Annotated in this window: 17 protein-coding genes; 12 read left to right on the top strand and 5 right to left on the bottom strand. The window is 72.9% G+C overall.

Translation table 11 applies throughout. The annotated features are described in order from the left end of the window. Nucleotides 1–20: 20 nt before the first annotated feature. A complete protein-coding gene (locus FHP29_RS03565; protein ID WP_139621496.1) occupies nucleotides 21–707 on the bottom strand; it encodes a hypothetical protein in 687 nt (228 codons plus the stop codon). A gap of 91 nt (nucleotides 708–798) precedes the next feature. Between FHP29_RS03565 and FHP29_RS03560 the strand changes: the two genes are divergently transcribed. Continuing rightward, nucleotides 799–1,794 (top strand): 4-hydroxy-3-methylbut-2-enyl diphosphate reductase, encoded by a 996-nt coding sequence (locus tag FHP29_RS03560; protein WP_192903956.1) that lies wholly within the window; start codon nucleotides 799–801, stop codon nucleotides 1,792–1,794. A 14-nt stretch (nucleotides 1,795–1,808) separates the two neighbouring features. Continuing rightward, the gene (locus FHP29_RS03555) at nucleotides 1,809–2,426 is read left to right on the top strand and encodes an L-threonylcarbamoyladenylate synthase (protein WP_139621495.1); all 618 of its coding nucleotides are present in this window, start codon (nucleotides 1,809–1,811) and stop codon (nucleotides 2,424–2,426) included. 9 nt (nucleotides 2,427–2,435) lie between these two features. Here the strand turns inward: FHP29_RS03555 and FHP29_RS03550 are convergent, their stop codons facing one another. Together FHP29_RS03550 and FHP29_RS03545 are read right to left on the bottom strand one after the other, a co-directional pair. Beyond that, the gene (locus tag FHP29_RS03550; protein WP_139621494.1) at nucleotides 2,436–2,858 is read right to left on the bottom strand and encodes a DUF6542 domain-containing protein; all 423 of its coding nucleotides are present in this window, start codon (nucleotides 2,856–2,858) and stop codon (nucleotides 2,436–2,438) included. A gap of 53 nt (nucleotides 2,859–2,911) precedes the next feature. Beyond that, nucleotides 2,912–3,694: an exodeoxyribonuclease III gene (locus FHP29_RS03545; protein WP_139621493.1), complete on the bottom strand. Its 783-nt coding sequence runs from the start codon at nucleotides 3,692–3,694 to the stop codon at nucleotides 2,912–2,914. Between the two features lie 22 nt (nucleotides 3,695–3,716). Between FHP29_RS03545 and FHP29_RS03540 the strand changes: the two genes are divergently transcribed. Genes FHP29_RS03540 through FHP29_RS03530 form a run of 3 tightly spaced genes read left to right on the top strand, consistent with a single transcriptional unit; the run spans nucleotide 3,717 to nucleotide 6,033 of the window. Continuing rightward, nucleotides 3,717–4,853 (top strand): glycosyltransferase 87 family protein, encoded by a 1,137-nt coding sequence (locus FHP29_RS03540; protein ID WP_139621492.1) that lies wholly within the window; start codon nucleotides 3,717–3,719, stop codon nucleotides 4,851–4,853. After that, nucleotides 4,850–5,362 carry a sigma-70 family RNA polymerase sigma factor gene (locus FHP29_RS03535; RefSeq protein ID WP_139621491.1) on the top strand — a complete coding sequence of 171 codons (513 nt, stop codon included), beginning with the start codon at nucleotides 4,850–4,852 and terminating at the stop codon, nucleotides 5,360–5,362. Before FHP29_RS03540 ends, FHP29_RS03535 begins: the two co-directional genes overlap by 4 nt. Continuing rightward, a complete protein-coding gene (locus FHP29_RS03530) occupies nucleotides 5,359–6,033 on the top strand; it encodes an anti-sigma factor (protein ID WP_139621490.1) in 675 nt (224 codons plus the stop codon). The genes FHP29_RS03535 and FHP29_RS03530 overlap by 4 nt, the downstream gene beginning before the upstream one ends. Here FHP29_RS03530 and FHP29_RS03525 read toward each other — a convergent pair. Both FHP29_RS03525 and FHP29_RS03520 read right to left on the bottom strand, forming a co-directional pair. Further along, on the bottom strand, nucleotides 6,006–6,386 hold the full coding sequence (locus FHP29_RS03525) for a hypothetical protein (protein ID WP_205013847.1): 381 nt from the start codon (nucleotides 6,384–6,386) through the stop codon (nucleotides 6,006–6,008). The genes FHP29_RS03530 and FHP29_RS03525 overlap by 28 nt on opposite strands. A gap of 53 nt (nucleotides 6,387–6,439) precedes the next feature. Next, entirely contained in the window at nucleotides 6,440–8,635 is a 2,196-nt protein-coding gene (locus FHP29_RS03520; protein ID WP_139621488.1) for a CDP-alcohol phosphatidyltransferase family protein, read from the bottom strand. A gap of 145 nt (nucleotides 8,636–8,780) precedes the next feature. Here FHP29_RS03520 and FHP29_RS03515 point away from each other — a divergent pair, with 145 nt between their 5' ends. The 7 genes from FHP29_RS03515 to FHP29_RS03480 all read left to right on the top strand — a co-directional run. Next, nucleotides 8,781–9,773: a zinc-dependent alcohol dehydrogenase gene (locus tag FHP29_RS03515; protein WP_139621487.1), complete on the top strand. Its 993-nt coding sequence runs from the start codon at nucleotides 8,781–8,783 to the stop codon at nucleotides 9,771–9,773. Then, the gene (locus tag FHP29_RS03510; protein ID WP_139621486.1) at nucleotides 9,761–10,168 is read left to right on the top strand and encodes a 6-pyruvoyl trahydropterin synthase family protein; all 408 of its coding nucleotides are present in this window, start codon (nucleotides 9,761–9,763) and stop codon (nucleotides 10,166–10,168) included. The genes FHP29_RS03515 and FHP29_RS03510 overlap by 13 nt, the downstream gene beginning before the upstream one ends. Further along, nucleotides 10,165–11,190: a glycosyltransferase family 4 protein gene (locus FHP29_RS03505; protein WP_139621485.1), complete on the top strand. Its 1,026-nt coding sequence runs from the start codon at nucleotides 10,165–10,167 to the stop codon at nucleotides 11,188–11,190. Before FHP29_RS03510 ends, FHP29_RS03505 begins: the two co-directional genes overlap by 4 nt. Then, the gene (locus FHP29_RS03500) at nucleotides 11,106–12,089 is read left to right on the top strand and encodes a lysylphosphatidylglycerol synthase transmembrane domain-containing protein (protein WP_240044283.1); all 984 of its coding nucleotides are present in this window, start codon (nucleotides 11,106–11,108) and stop codon (nucleotides 12,087–12,089) included. The genes FHP29_RS03505 and FHP29_RS03500 overlap by 85 nt, the downstream gene beginning before the upstream one ends. Next, a complete protein-coding gene (locus FHP29_RS03495; RefSeq protein ID WP_139621484.1) occupies nucleotides 12,062–12,751 on the top strand; it encodes a RibD family protein in 690 nt (229 codons plus the stop codon). Before FHP29_RS03500 ends, FHP29_RS03495 begins: the two co-directional genes overlap by 28 nt. Before the next feature lie 148 nt (nucleotides 12,752–12,899). Beyond that, nucleotides 12,900–13,718, top strand: a complete 819-nt coding sequence (locus FHP29_RS03490) for a zinc metalloprotease (protein ID WP_192903955.1) — start codon at nucleotides 12,900–12,902, stop codon at nucleotides 13,716–13,718. A gap of 679 nt (nucleotides 13,719–14,397) precedes the next feature. Continuing rightward, nucleotides 14,398–14,802: hypothetical protein (locus FHP29_RS03480; RefSeq protein ID WP_158296455.1), on the top strand; the 405-nt coding region annotated here is incomplete at its 3' end.

Genomic DNA, 14,802 nt, shown 5'->3' with positions numbered 1-14,802 from the left:
TCCGGCTCCCCGACGGCCCGTCACCCGCGAGGGTGGCGGGCCGTCGTCGTGTTCGGGGACGTGAGCCGGTCGATCGCGAAGCACAGCGCGCCTGTCGCGAGCACCTGTGCGGTGTTCCACAGCCACAGGATCGTCCAGGCGACCAGCGGGCCGCGGGCGCGTCCTCCGCCCCCCAGCTCGTGGAGCAGGTCGCTCAGATCGTCGCGCGCCAGCCATTGGACGACGGTGGCGATCGGCAGTGCGACGAGGCCGATGGTCCAGAGCGCACCGTCGCGTCGTGCGATGCCCCACGCGACGAGGCAGAGCAGCGACGAGACGACGCCCACGCTGGTGGTCACGGCGACGATGTCCTGGACGTGGTGGAACGCGGTCACACGGACCACGACGGTCAGCGCCAGATGGATCGGGATCACCGACAGCGCGACCAGGGCCGCGACCAGCCTGCGCACGGTCGTCCGGCCGATGAGCGCGACCAGGCCGGCGTACAGCACGCTCAGCAGCACCCCGAGGCTGAGCGTGAGACTGCCGGACCGAGCCGCGCGACCCTCGACGAGGAGCCACGAGGGAAGGACGAAGAGCACCAGATCGGCGATCAGGAGCAGGGCGAGCAGGCTGAGAGCGACCGCGGCCGACGACCCGGGCCGGTGGGCGGTCCGCGGCAGGGCCGGGTACGACGCCGGAGCGGGCGGGGGTGGGGGGAACGCCATGCGGACATCCTCCCGGCCGGTCTCGGCGTGCAAACGTGGGCGCTCGTGCGAGAACTCGGTGGTCGGCTCGCCCGTCCGTAGACTGGGGCCCATGACGATCGACCTGGGGACGCCGCGCCTGCTCGAGGACGCCGACCGGGAGGTGCTGCTCGCCGACCCGCGCGGCTACTGCGCCGGCGTCGACAGGGCCGTGGTGACGGTGGAGCAGGCGCTGGACCTCTACGGCTCGCCGGTCTACGTCCGCAAGCAGATCGTCCACAACAAGCATGTCGTGTCCAACCTCGAGTCCCGGGGCGCGATCTTCGTCGAGGAGCTCGACGAGGTGCCCACCGGCGCGACCGTCGTCTTCTCCGCCCACGGCGTCTCGCCGGCCGTGCACCACCAGGCCGCGGAGCGCGAGCTGAAGACCATCGACGCCACCTGCCCGCTGGTCACCAAGGTGCACCGCGAGGCCGTGCGCTTCGCGCGCGAGGGCTACACGATCCTGCTGATCGGGCACGCGGGCCACGAGGAGGTCGAGGGTACGGCGGGCGAGGCGCCCGAGCAGACCGTGCTCGTCGAGCACCCCGACGACGTCGACCGGCTCGAGTTCCCCGCCGACGCCAAGCTCGCCTGGCTCTCCCAGACCACCCTGAGCGTCGACGAGACGATGGAGACCGTCCGCCGGCTGCGCGCGAAGTTCCCGCAGCTCGAGGACCCGCCCAGCGACGACATCTGCTACGCCACCCAGAACCGCCAGGTCGCGGTCAAGGAGATCGGCGCGAGCGCCGACCTGGTGATCGTGGTCGGCTCGGCCAACTCCTCCAACTCGGTGCGCCTCGTCGAGGTCGCGCTCGAGGCCGGCGCCAAGGCGTCGTACCGCATCGACGACGTGAGCGAGCTCGACGAGTCCTGGCTCGACGGCGTGCGCTCGGTGAGCGTCACCTCCGGCGCCTCGGTGCCCGACCACCTGGTCCAGGAGGTGCTGGGCTATCTCGCGGAGCGCGGCTACCCCGACGCTCGGCCGGTGCAGACCGCGGAGGAGACGCTCGCGTTCTCGCTGCCCAAGGAGCTGCACCGCGACCTCAAGGCCGCGGGCCGGGTCTGAGCCGGGTCGCTGAGATGGCTCGCTACCTCGACGTCCACCCTGACAATCCGCAGCCGCGCGCGCTGCAGCAGATCGTCACTGCACTGCAGGACGACGCGCTGATCGCGTACCCGACCGACTCGGGCTACGCGCTCGGCTGCCGGATCGGCAACCGCGACGGGCGTGACCGGATCCTTCGCATCCGCGGCCTCGACGACAAGCACCACTTCACGCTGATGTGCCGCGACTTCTCCCAGCTCGGCCAACTGGTCCACGTGGACAACTCGGCGTTCCGTGCGATCCGGTCCGCGACGCCCGGCCCCTACACGTTCATCCTCACCGCGATGCCCGAGGTGCCGAAGCGGCTGCTGCACCCCAAGAAGAAGACGGTGGGCGTGCGGATCCCCGAGCACACCTTCGTGCAGGCTCTGCTCGCCGAGCTGGGCGAGCCGCTGCTGAGCTCGACCCTGATCCTCCCGGGGGAGTCCGAGCCCCGCACGATGGGCTGGGAGATCAAGGAGGATCTCGATCACGAGGTCGACATCGTCGTCGAGGCCGGCGAGGTGCATCCCGAGCCGACGACCGTCGTGGACTGGTCGGAGGGAGCTCCCGAGGTGATCCGCCGCGGCGCGGGGGACCCCGACCGGTTCTGAGCCTCGGCGTCAGCGCGGGTGGCGCTCCACGAACGAGCGCCGCAGCGCCAGCAGGCCGAGGCAGGCGGCGTACCCGAGAGCGAGGGCGATGCCGTGCCGCGACAGCCCGGCTACGACGGCCTGGACGATCCCGTCGTCGTTGCGGGCGATGCTGGCGCGGTCGCTGAACCCGAGGAGCACCACCACCAGGGCCATGGCCAGCGGCGGCAGCACGCCGATCGGGAAGAAGTCGGAGGGCCGTACGGCGAGCGCGGCGCCCACGCACACCGTCACGAACGCCAGGTCGAAGAACAGGCCGAGTCCCTCGGAGAGGACCAGGTCGAGCACGGTTGCGGTGAGCAGGAGCGCGACCACCAGCGCGACCACCTCCCGGCCGGGACGGTGGCCCTCCTCCCACAGGGTCCGGGGCCGCTCGTGCGCCGCACTGCTCACCCCTCCACGCTAGGCGGCCGTGGCCGGGCACGGAGGACGGCGCGCCGACAGGGTCAGTCCGCCAGGTCGACGACCACCGGCGCGTGGTCGGAGGGAGCGCCGTCGAACACGGACGGGTCACGCTCCTCGCGGTCGATGAACGCGCCGGTCACCCGCTCGGCGAAGGGCGCGGAGCCGAGCACGAAGTCGATCTTCAGGCCGCGGTCGCGCTCGAATCGCTGACGGTAGTAGTCCCAGTAGGTGTAGCCGGGCGCGTGGGGGCGGGTGACCTCCGTCCAGCCGCCGTCGAGGAAGGCCTGGAAGGCCGCACGCTCGGCGGGGGTGACGTGGGTGGAGTTCTTGAACTGGGTGACGTCGAAGACGTCGTCGTCGGTGGGACAGATGTTCCAGTCCCCGACGAGTGCGGTGGGCACGTCCAGCCACTTCGTGGCCGCCGAGCGGAGGCGGGCGAGCCAGTCCAGCTTGTAGACGTAGTGCGGGTCGGCAGGCTTGCGGCCGTTGGGGACGTAGAGGCTCCAGACCCGTACGCCACCACAGGTCGCGCCGAGGGCGCGCGCCTCGACCTCGGCGGCCTCTCCGAAGCCCGGCTGGTCCGGGAAGCCGGCGGTGACGTCCTCCAGGCCGACCCGGCTGATCAGCGCGACGCCGTTCCACTGGTTGAGGCCGTGGGCGGCGATCTCGTAGCCCCGGGCCTGCAGACCCATCAGCGGCAGCTGCTCCTCGCGGGCCTTGGTCTCCTGCAGGGCCAGCACGTCGATGTCGTGCCGGTCGAGGAAGGCCTCGACGCGGCCGATCCGGGTCCGCAGGGAGTTGACGTTCCAGGTGGCCAGGCGCACCTGCCCAGCCTAGAGTCCAACGATGGGCCGGGTGCGGCGGGGAGTCCTGATCCCCCTCGGGGCGGTCGCGCTCGCCGCGGTGGTGGGTGCCGTCGTCGGCGGGTTCGCGGACCTGCACGTCTACCGGTACGGCGGCGACGCGGTCTGGCATCAGGAGCGGCTCTACGACGCCGACGACCCGGTCACCGGCTACCCGTTCACCTATCCGCCGTTCGCGGCGGTGCTCATGGTCCCGCTCGCGCTGCTGCCGGGCTGGCTGGCTGCGGCTGTCTGGACGGCTGGGTCGGTCGCCGCGCTCCTCGCCGTCGTGGCCGTGGTGCTGCGGACCCGAGGCGCGGCCGCGTCGGGCGGCCTGCTGGTGGCGCTGGGTGTCGGCTCCCTCGCGCTGGAGCCGGTCGGGCAGAACCTGGCCTTCGGGCAGGTCAACCTGCTGGTGACGGTCCTGCTGCTGGTCGACCTGCCGGCTCCTGAGCGGCGCTGGTCGGGCGTCCTGGTCGGGATCGTGGCGGGCGTCAAGCTCACGCCGCTGGTCTTCGTCGTGCTGCTCGCGCTGGCCGGTGAGCGGGCCGCCGCGGCGCGGGCGTCGGTGGCGTTCGCCGGGACGGTCGTGGTGGGCCTGATCGCCGTGCCGGGCGCGGCGTCGTACTGGACCGACGGGCTGCTGGACGCGCGGCGGGTCGGGCCTCCGGCGCTGGCGCACAACCAGTCGGCGTACGGCGCGTTGACCCGCCTGCTCGGAGAGCCGGCGCCGCAGTGGGCCTGGGCGCTGGTCGCGGGCCCGATCGCGGTCGCGGTGCTGCTGGTGGCGACGGCGTGGTGGCGGCGCGGGGACCGTCTGTTGGCCGTCTGCCTGGCGGCGATGGCGATGCTCGTCGCCTCGCCGGTCTCGTGGTCGCACCACTGGGTGTGGGCGGTGCCCGTGGCGCTCGTGCTGTGGGGACGCAGCAGGCCGGCGGCCCTGGCGTGGGTGGCCGTCTTCGCCGCCCGGCCGATCCTGTGGCCGCCGTGGGCGGAGGGGCGCGAGTACGACTGGCGCTGGTTCGAGCACCTCGTGGGCGACGCCTACCTCCTCGCCGCGCTCGCCCTCGTCGCCGGCTCCGCGCTCGCGTTGAACCGCTCACGCCGCGACGTCGTATCCCTCGACAGGAGGTGCGGATGACCCAGGACCCGGCGACGGTGATGAAGGAGCTGCACGACGACCACGCGTCGGCGCTCTGGGGCTTCTGCCTGCACCTGACCGGCAACGACCGGGCCCGGGCCGAGGACGTCGCCCAGGAGACGATGCTGCGTGCCTGGCGCAACACCGCGGTGCTCACCGAGTCCCGCGGCTCGGTGCGCTCGTGGCTGTTCACGGTCGCGCGCAACATCGTGATCGACGAGTGGCGCGGCGCGCGGGGGCAACGTGAGTTCGCGACCGCGGAGCCGCCCGTCGGCGAGCACGTCGCGGACGCCACCGACGAGCTGCTGCTGTCGTGGGTCGTGGCCGACGCGCTCGGCCGGCTCTCGCCCGACCACCGGGCGGTGCTCGTCGAGTGCTACTACCGGGGCCGCTCGGTGGCCGAGGCGGCGCGCCGGCTGCAGGTCCCCGAGGGAACAGTGAAGTCCCGCACCCATTACGCACTGCGGGCGCTGCGGCTCGCGCTCGAGGAGATGGGGGTCGTCTCATGAGCACCGCCGCGACCTGTCCCTACGCCCACCTCGACGCCGTCTACGTGCTCGGCGCGCTCGCCGCGACGGAGCGGGTGGAGTACGAGCGCCACCTGCCTGGCTGCGTGGAGTGCACGCGCGCGCTGCGCGAGCTGGCCGGCATGCCCGGGCTGCTCGGCCGGGTGTCCGCCGACGACGTCGGGCAGGTCGAGCACACGGCCCCGCCGGTGCCCGTGCCGGCGACCCTGTTGCCGGCGGTGGTCGCGCGCGCCCGTCGATCGCAGCGGCGGCGCCGGGCGCTGACGGCGTCGCTCGTCGCCGCAGCGGTCGCCGTCCTCGTCGCGCTGGCGGGGATCGGCCTGTCCCTGCGCGAGGACGAGCCGCCCACGGCCACGCCGCAGCGGATGGAGAGCCTCGGGACCGCATCGTCCGGCTGGGTCGCGTTCACCGAGCGGCGGTGGGGCACCCAGATCGACCTGACCTGCACCTACGAGGGCCGGATCGCCGACCGGACGACGTACGTCCTCGTCGTCCGCTCCGCCGACGGGCGCTCGCAGCAGGTCGGCACCTGGCGCTCCGAGCGCGGCCAGGAGGTGCACGTCACGATGGCCACCTCGGTGGCCACCGACGACATCGCGTCGGTCGAGGTGCGGACCGAGGACGGCTACTCAGTCCTTCGTCTCGAGGAGTGAGGCAGCCAGCCCTCCGACACCGAGGTGGCGACGGCGACGACCACGGCGAGGATCTCGGAGATCGCGGCGACCCAGGCGTACCAGCTGTCCCACGTCGTGTGGATGCCGAACAGGCCGCCGGTCGTGGAGATGACGAACGCCAGCAGGGTGGTCGCGCCGAATCCCGCGAGCAGGAACAGCGGGACCCAGCTGCGCCAGGCCACGACGAGGACCGCGATCACCACGCCCGCGACGACGTTGACCACGAACAGCCGGCCGACGGTGCCCTGGTCGCGCACGCCGTCGAACCACAGGTAGAGGTGCACGACCGCCGACACCGCGGCCGCCAGCGCACCGATCGCTCGCATGCCCATCGCGCACTCCTCACGCTCGTTTGAGAGGAACACGAAGGAGAGGGGCATCCGGTTCACTTCCCGTACGCCGCCAGGAACCGGTCGCGGACGACGTCCATCCGCCACACCGGCGCGTCGGGGGCGGGCCGGATGCCGGGCTGCCAGCCCCAGTCCTCGATGCGGGCGATGACGTCGGGGTCCTGGGCGAGCACGGTGATCGGTACGTCGCGCCCGGGGTGCTCGCCGCTCACGAACGAGTGCGGCTGGTGGTCCCCGACCACGATCACCACGCGATCGGGGTCGGGACGGGTCGTGAGGAAGGAGACGATCGTGCGCCAGGTGTAGCGCACCGACGCGGCGTAGTTGCGCTGTGCGGTCCGGGGGCGGCGCTCGCCGTCGACGGCGTCGCCGCCGCGGTCGGGCTGGCCGTCGAAGACCGAGCCGTCGCCGACCTCCGACCACGGCACCGGCTCGGGCACCGGCGCCCAGGGGTGGTGGCTGGAGACGAGATCGACCTCGGCGAACACCGGCCTGCGGTGACCGGGGGCGAGCTCGACCCGTTGCAGGTGGTCGAGGGTGTACTGGTCGGGCATCGAGGCGTACCCGAACTCCGGTCCCCGGTAGCCGACGTTGCGGGAGTCGTAGAGCTCGTCGAAGCCGTAGTAGGCCGCCCCCTCGGGCCAGTCGCGGGTGTTGGCGGGCACGGCGAAGACCGTGCGCCAGCCGGCCGAGGCGAACGCCCGGGTGAGGCTGAGGCGGTCGCTGTCGAGGAGCTGGCCGTAGCGCCGCTCGCTGTCGGCCCACACCCCGGACTGCAGCGTGGAGTGGGCCAGCCAGCTGCCCGCACCGAAGGTCGGCGACGTCAGGAAGGCGCTGCGGGAGTGGTAGCCGGCGGCGGTCAGCTGCCGGTCGCCCTGCTCGAGCACCGCGACGACCGACGGCGCGAACCAGGTGTCCTCGAGCGCGACACGCCCGTAGGACTCGAACCAGACCAGCAGCACGTCCTTGCCCCGCAGCCCGGTGAGGAGCTGGTCTGCGGGAACGGAGGCGAACGGGTCGTCGGCGAGGGCGCGGGCGAACACCGCGGTGTCGCGGTGGTCGGCGCGCGCCTGGTCGACGGTGTCGGCGACCAGGCCCACCGATTGTGCCGCCGCGACGCCTCCCGTCGGGCCGCCGAACGCGGCGCAGGCCACCCAGACGCAGCCCAGCGTGAGCACGGTCCGCCAGGTGCCGCGCGGCGTCTCCGCCGCGACCCGCCCGACCCGGATCCCGCACCAGGCGAGGAGGACCGACAGCGCGAGGACCAGGGCGAGCGCTGCCGCGACGAGGAGGACGGCGACCGGTGCGCCGTGGGTGTCGCGGACCACCTCGACGCCCTTGGGGAGATAGGACCAGTCCCCGAGGACGTGGAAGGGACGGTCCAGGTAGACCTCGAAGCCGAGGCCGAGCCCGCGCAGCACCGCGAGCGCCGTTGCGGTCGCGGCGAGCGCGACGGCCACGACCCGGCGGGCGCGCTCGCGGAGGACGAGCGCCAGCGTGACCAGCACCAGACCCTCCACCGGGATGTGGGCGAAGTCGGCCGGGCTCAGCCCGTCGCTGACCCGCGGGGGTGCGAGGGCGACCCAGAGGACGACGACCGCCGCCCCGTCGACCAGCCGCCGCGGCGGGCCCTCGGGGTGGTCCTGGGGGTGGTCCTGATCGAGGACGGCCGGGAGCGGCGCGTCGATCGGGGCGTGGCGGAGACTCCACTGCCAGCGGATCTGGTGGCCGAAGGACTCGACGAGGAGGAGCAGGGCGACGAGTAAGACGAGGCGCGCCAGTGGTGCCGGCAGCAGGGCGGACGCCGCGATGGTGAGCACGATGCCCTGGATGGCCGCGACGACCTTCGCCCAGGAGCGCGGGGGAGTCGGCCTTCGCAGCCACGGCAGGGCGCGGCCAGCGGCGACGTACGCGTAGCGCATCGCGCCGATCGCCAGCACCCACCAGCCGAGGCTCGGCGCCACGTGCACGCTGAGCACCGCGATCAGGAAGGCGTCGGTCTCCATGTCGAAGCGCGCCCCGAAGGCGCTCGCCGTCCGGGTCCGCCGGGCGACGTACCCGTCCACGGCGTCGAGCGCCAGCGCCACCGCGCTGATCGCGACCAGCGCGGTCGTCAGCCGGTCGGAGAGCGGCACGACCAGGCCCCGCACGGTCAGGCCCGCGACGCAGCACGCGAGCACCGCCCGCACCGCCGTCACCCGGTCCGCCGGGCCGAGCTGAACCCGATCCATCGCACCTCCGTGTCCTAGGTTGTAGTACCCACTCCTACGACCGGTGTCCGACGCCGGTTCAACACGCAGATCCGACACGGAGATCCGGCCGGCAGATCCGACCGGCAGATCCGACCGGCAGATCCGACCTGGGAAGGAGGGCGCGGTGGTCGACGAGGCCAGGGCCTACTGGATCACCGCGCCAGGACGCGGCGAGATCCGAGCCGTGCCGCTGCGCGAGCCGCGCGACGACGAGGTCCTCGTCCGAGCCCTGCGCACGGGGATCAGTCGCGGCACCGAGTCGCTGGTGTACGCCGGCCGGGTGCCGCCCAGCCAGCACACCGTCATGCGCGCACCCTTCCAGGACGGGGACTTCCCGGGCCCGGTGAAGTACGGCTACCTCAGCGTCGGCATCGTCGAGCGCGGTCCCGTCGAGCTGACCGGGCGCACGGTCTTCTGCCTGCACCCGCACCAGACGGCGTACGTCGTGCCGGTCGCGGCCGTGGTGCCCGTGCCGGACGGAGTCCCCGCCGAGCGCGCCGTGCTGGCCGGGACGGTCGAGACCGCCCTCAACGCCCTGTGGGACGTGCCGCCTCTCCTCGGCGACCGGATCGCCGTCGTCGGCGCGGGCCTCGTCGGCTGCTGCGTCGCGCGGCTGGCCGCCGGCGTACCAGGTGTGACGGTGACGCTCGTCGACACCGACCCGGACCGGGCCGGAGTGGCAGCGGCGCTGGGGGTGGCGTTCGCCGGTCCGGACGAGGCGCCGCAGGACAGCGACCTGGTGGTGCACACCAGCGCCACCGAGGCCGGGCTGCGTCGGGCGCTCGAGCTGGTGCGCCGCGAGGGCACCGTGCTCGACCTGTCCTGGTACGGCGACCGGCCGGTCACCCTGCCGCTGGGGGAGGCCTTCCACTCCGCGCGGCTGACCCTGCGCAGCAGCCAGGTCGGCTCCGTCGCCCCGGCCCGTCGCGACACGCGCACCCACCGCGACCGGCTGGCCCTCGCACTCGACCTGCTGCACGATCCCGCGTTCGACGCGCTGCTCACCGGCTGCTCGCCCTTCGCCGAGCTGCCCGAGGTGATGGCGCGGATCGCCGCCGGAGACCTGCCCGGCCTGTGCCACTCGATCGACTACCAGGAGGCCCCGTGTTCCGTGTGACCGTCCGCGACCACATCATGATCGCCCACAGCCTGCAGGGCGAGGTGTTCGGTCCGGCCCAGCGCCTGCACGGTGCGACGTACGTCGTCGACGCCACCTTCGCCGGCGCCGACCTCGACGAGGACGGGATCCTGGTCGACATCGGACGCGCAACCGAGGTGGTGCGGGAGGTCCTGGGCCGTCTGCACTACCGCAACCTCGACGAGCTCGACGGGGAGGAGGCGCTCGCGACGCAGAACACCTCGACGGAGGTGCTGGCGCGCTGGGTGGCCGACCGACTCGCCGAGCGCGCGGTCGGCGGCGACCTGGGTCCGGGCGGGCGCACGCTGGCGGCGATCGAGGTCGTGCTGCACGAGTCCCACGTCGCGCGGGCCGGCTACGAGCGGACACTGTGACGCTCCACCTGCTCGTCCCCGAGGGGATCGACGACGCCGGCCGCCCGAGCGGCGGCAACGTCTACGACCGCCGCCTGGGAGCCGGGCTCGCCGGCCTCGGGTGGGACATCCGCGAGCACCTCGTCGGCGTGGCCGGCCCGGCGCCGGTGCTGTCCGCGCTGCCCGACCGCGCCGTGGTCCTGGTCGACGGCCTGGTCGCCTCCACCACGGACGCGCTGGTCGCGGAGACCCGGAGGCTGCGGATCGCGGTCCTGCTGCACATGCCGGGCTCCGGGCCCGCGGAGCCCGCCGTGCTGAGGGCCGCGGATGCTGTCGTGACGACCAGCGACTGGGCGCGTCGGCAGGTGCTCGCACACGGCGTGCCGGCCGACCGGGTGCACGTCGCGACGCCAGGCGTCGACCCCGGCCCGACGGTCGCGGGCACGCCCGCCGGCACCGAGCTCCTCTGCGTCGGGCCGGTGACGCCCGACAAGGGGTACGACGACCTCGTCGGTGCGCTGGCCGAGGTGCGCGACCTCGCCTGGGGATGTCGCTGTGCGGGCGCCCTCGACCTCGCCCCGGCCTACGTCGACGACCTGCGCAGGCGCATCGACCGGCTCGGCCTGGCCGACCGGGTCCGGCTCACCGGTCCGCTTCCGACCGCGCGCCTCGACGCCCTGCGCTCCGGGAGCGACCTGGTCGTGGCCCCGTCGCGGCGCGAGTCCTACGGCATGGCGCTCGCCGAGGGGCTCTCCCGCGGCCTGCCCGCGATCGCGACCGACGTCGGCGGTCACCCGGAAGCGCTCGGCACCGCGCCCGACGGGACCCGTCCCGGCACGCTGGTCCCCTCCGGTGACGCCGCGGCCCTCGGGCGGGCGTTGCGCACGTGGTTGGAGGACCCGGGGCTGCGCCAGCGCTGGCGGCTGGCGGCGATCGGCCGGCGGTCTCGCCTCGGCTCGTGGGCCGCGACCGCGGCGCGCGTCGCGGACGTGCTGAACCGGATCGCGCCCGACGCCGTACTCCCCGTGAGAGCCGCACCGTAGGGAAGGAGCCGGCCATCGACAGGAGCAGGGTCTGGGCGCGGATCTGGGCGGGCGTCCGGCTGCTGGCAGCCGCGGCGATCCTCGGGATCCTCGCCGCCCGCCTGGGCGCCGGGCCCTTCCTCGCCGGGCTGCGCCACACCGAGCCCGGCGCGCTCCTGCTGGCCCTGGTGGTGACCGCGGGCACCACCGCCTGCTGTGCCCTCCGGTGGAGCCTGATCGCGGACGGACTCGGCGTCGCGGTCCCGTTCCGGGCGGCGTACCGCACCTGCTATCGCGCCCAGCTCCTCAACGCCACCCTGCCCGGCGGGGTGGTCGGCGACCTGCACCGCGGCTACGAGCACGGGAGGTCCTCCGGAGCCCTGGGACGCGGCCTGCGCTCGGTCGCCTGGGACCGGGGGAGCGGCCAGGTGGTGCAGGTCGCGATGGCGCTCGCCGCGGTGCCCCTGCTGCCGGTCGCGCTGCGCGGCCGCACCCTCGGGGTCCTCGGCGTCGTGACGGTGGTGAGCGCCGTCGTCCTGGTGCTCGTACGACGGGAGGCCGGCGCCGCTCTCGGGCGGGCGTGGCCGCAGGTCCTCGTCCTCTCGGCGCTGGCCGCGAGCGGACACGTGGTGGTGTTCCTCGTCGCCGCCCGCACCGCCGGGGTCACCGCGTCCACGCCGCACCTGCTGGCGCTGGCCCTCGTGGTGCTGCTCGCGTCGGCGGTCCCGGTGAGCATCGCCGGATGGGGGCCGCGCGAGGGCGCCGCCGCGTGGGTTTTCGCCGCGGCCGGCCTCGGGGCGGGCACCGGCCTCGAGGTGGCGGTGCTCTACGGCGTGATGTCGCTTGTCGCGACCCTTCCGGGCATGCTGGTCCTGAGGACGGGAGGAGTCGCATGGGTGAGCGTCCGTACATCCTCCTGAGCTGCAGCATCTCGCTCGACGGCTATCTCGACAGCGCCGGCGAGGGCCGGCTGATCCTGTCCAACGACGCCGACTTCGACCGCGTCGACGAGGTGCGGGCCGGCTGCGACGCGATCCTCGTGGGCGCGGCGACGGTGCGCAACGACGACCCGCGGCTGCTGATCCGCGCCGAGCACCGCCGCCTCCGGCGATCGGCCGAGGGACGCCCGGAGGCCCCGGTGAAGGTGACGCTGAGCTCGCGCGGCGAGCTCAGCCCGCACGCCCGCTTCTTCACCCTCGGCGACGGGGAGAAGATCGTCTACTGCCCGGACGCGACGGTCGCGGCGCTCGAGAGCCGGATCGGCTCACTCGCCAAGGTGGTCGGGCTCGGCGCCGAGGTCGAGATGGCCGACCTGGCCGCCGACCTGTGGTCGCGCGGCGTACGCCGGCTGATGGTCGAGGGCGGCGGGAGCGTCCACACCCAGTTCCTCGCCACGGGCCTCGCGGACGAGCTGCAGCTGGTGGTCGCGCCGTTCTTCGTCGGCGACTCGCGTGCGCGCCGGTTCGTCGGCGACGCTGCCTTCCCCTGGTGTGCCGAGCGCCGGGCCGAGCTGGTCGAGAGCCGCGCGATCGGCGACGTCGCGCTGCTGCGCTACGCGCTGTCGGACCGCTTCGCCGGCTGACCTCCGAGGCACCGCACGGCCGCCCCCTGGCTCACAATCCTGCAGTCGCCGACGCTGCCGGTTTCTGAGGCAGCGGATCCCTTGTCGTGGACGGGACGCCGGCGCTTCGATGAGCGGCGGTCCACCCCTTCCATCGAAAGGTTCTTGCATGTTGTCTTCCCGGATCCACAAGATCTCCGCCGGAGTCGCGTGCCTGGTCGCATCCCTCGCGGCTGCGTCCGTGTCGACGTCCGCCGGTGCCGACAGCGCCGACGTGCCGACGTACCAGGAGTTCGAGGCCTCGACGTACGTCGACGTCGACGGCGCCTACGTCGTCAACGGTGACGAGGTCGTCTCGGGCAAGCACGACCTGAGGACGTTCTACGAGCGTCTGGTCGCCCCGCCCCAGACGCACGAGGACGGCCTCATCGTCAACACCGTCAACGGCGTCGACGACAAGTGGAGCGCCAGCCAGGCCCTCAACCTCACCTACTGCGTCAGCACCCGGTTCGGCACCCGCCACGACGACATCGTCGCCGCGATGAGCGCCGGTGCGGGTCTGTGGGAGGCGGCGACGTCGAAGGTGAACTTCGTCCACGTCCCGGCCCAGGACGGCAAGTGCACGACCCGGAACAACGCGATCCTCTTCTCCGTGGAGCCGGTCTCGACCTCGCAGTACATCGCCCGGGCCTTCTTCCCGAGCACCCCCAAGAGGCAGCGCAACGTGCTCGTCGACGACTCGATCTGGGCCTCGGGCAACTGGGAGCCCGGCGACATCCTGAGTCACGAGCTCGGCCACACGCTGGGCTTCCGCCACGAGCACACGCGCCCCGAGTCGGGCACCTGCTTCGAGGACAACAACTGGCGCCCGCTGACGCCGTACGACTCCGCGTCGATCATGCACTACCCCCAGTGCAACGGCAGCTCGTCGGACCTGGAGTTCCAGGCGTCCGACGCCGAGGGTGCTCGGGTGCTCTACGGCTCCTGAGCCTCTCGATGGCAACGCCAGGGGGCCCGGCGGTGATCCGGGCCCCCTACGCGTGTTTGATCTGTGGTGTCGCAAGACATCGGTGACAGTTCTGCATCAGGACATCGGTGACACTTCGAGGGGTCTTGGTGGTGACACTTCGGTGAGTCAGTGGCACCTCTCGGGCCCGGGACCGGTCGACTGCGCCGGTGTCCAAGAACGCCCCGGACGCGTGCTGCCAACTCGATGCCACCGAGTACGTGCTGACCGGCGACCGCAAGTGCGTGATCTTCCAGCTCATCGACGACCACTCCCGCTACGCCGTCGTTCACACTGGACAAGGTCGCCTACATGGTCAGCGGCCAGCTCTCTCACCAACACGTCCTGGTCATCACCGGCGTCACCATCCCGGCGAGGAAACTCATCCTCACCGACCTACAAGGCCAGAGCCTCATCGAGCACCACCGGCCCGACCCCGGAGTGACGTACGTCGGCAACGGCAGACCCCGAGGTCCACGCAACACGTCGACCGAAGTTCACCGATGTCCTGAGACATCAACTGTCACCCATGTCCTGATGCAGAACTGTCACCTATGTCCTGAGACATCACATGGTGATCGCCGACAGGGCTTGACTCGAACAGGTGTTCGAGTAGACTGAGCGCATGACCTCTCCCGGAGCGCTCCACACAGCCACCGCCGTGGTCGAGCGTGCCGCGGAGCTGGCCGGCAGTGCCTGGGACGACCTCGACGGCCCCGCGACGGTCGCAGGCGTGGAAGCAGTGGTCGCAGCCCGGGCGTTGCTGGACGCCGCCTTGTTGCGGGGCATCGACCGGCTCGAGGCCACCGACGCGCTACGCCCGTTGGGGTGGGCGTCGACCAAGGACTTCCTGACCCATCTCACCGGTGGCCACAAGGGCACCGGCGGTGGGCTGGTCCGGACCGTCGAACAACTACGCGACCTGCCCGAGGTCCAGACCGCCCTCGACACCGGACGAATCACGCTGCCCCAAGCCCGCGCGATCGCCTCCAAGGCCCACACCCTGCCCCGAGTCCACGAGTTCCGCACCGCCGTCGCGACCCGGATGCTGGAACTGGTCTTTTTT

Origin of the sequence: Nocardioides albidus, assembly GCF_006335005.1 — a bacterium.
GTDB classification, from domain to species: Bacteria; Actinomycetota; Actinomycetes; order Propionibacteriales; family Nocardioidaceae; genus Nocardioides; species Nocardioides albidus.
Note: the sequence above shows the minus strand (reverse complement) of the source record. Positions and strands in the feature narration are given on the sequence as shown.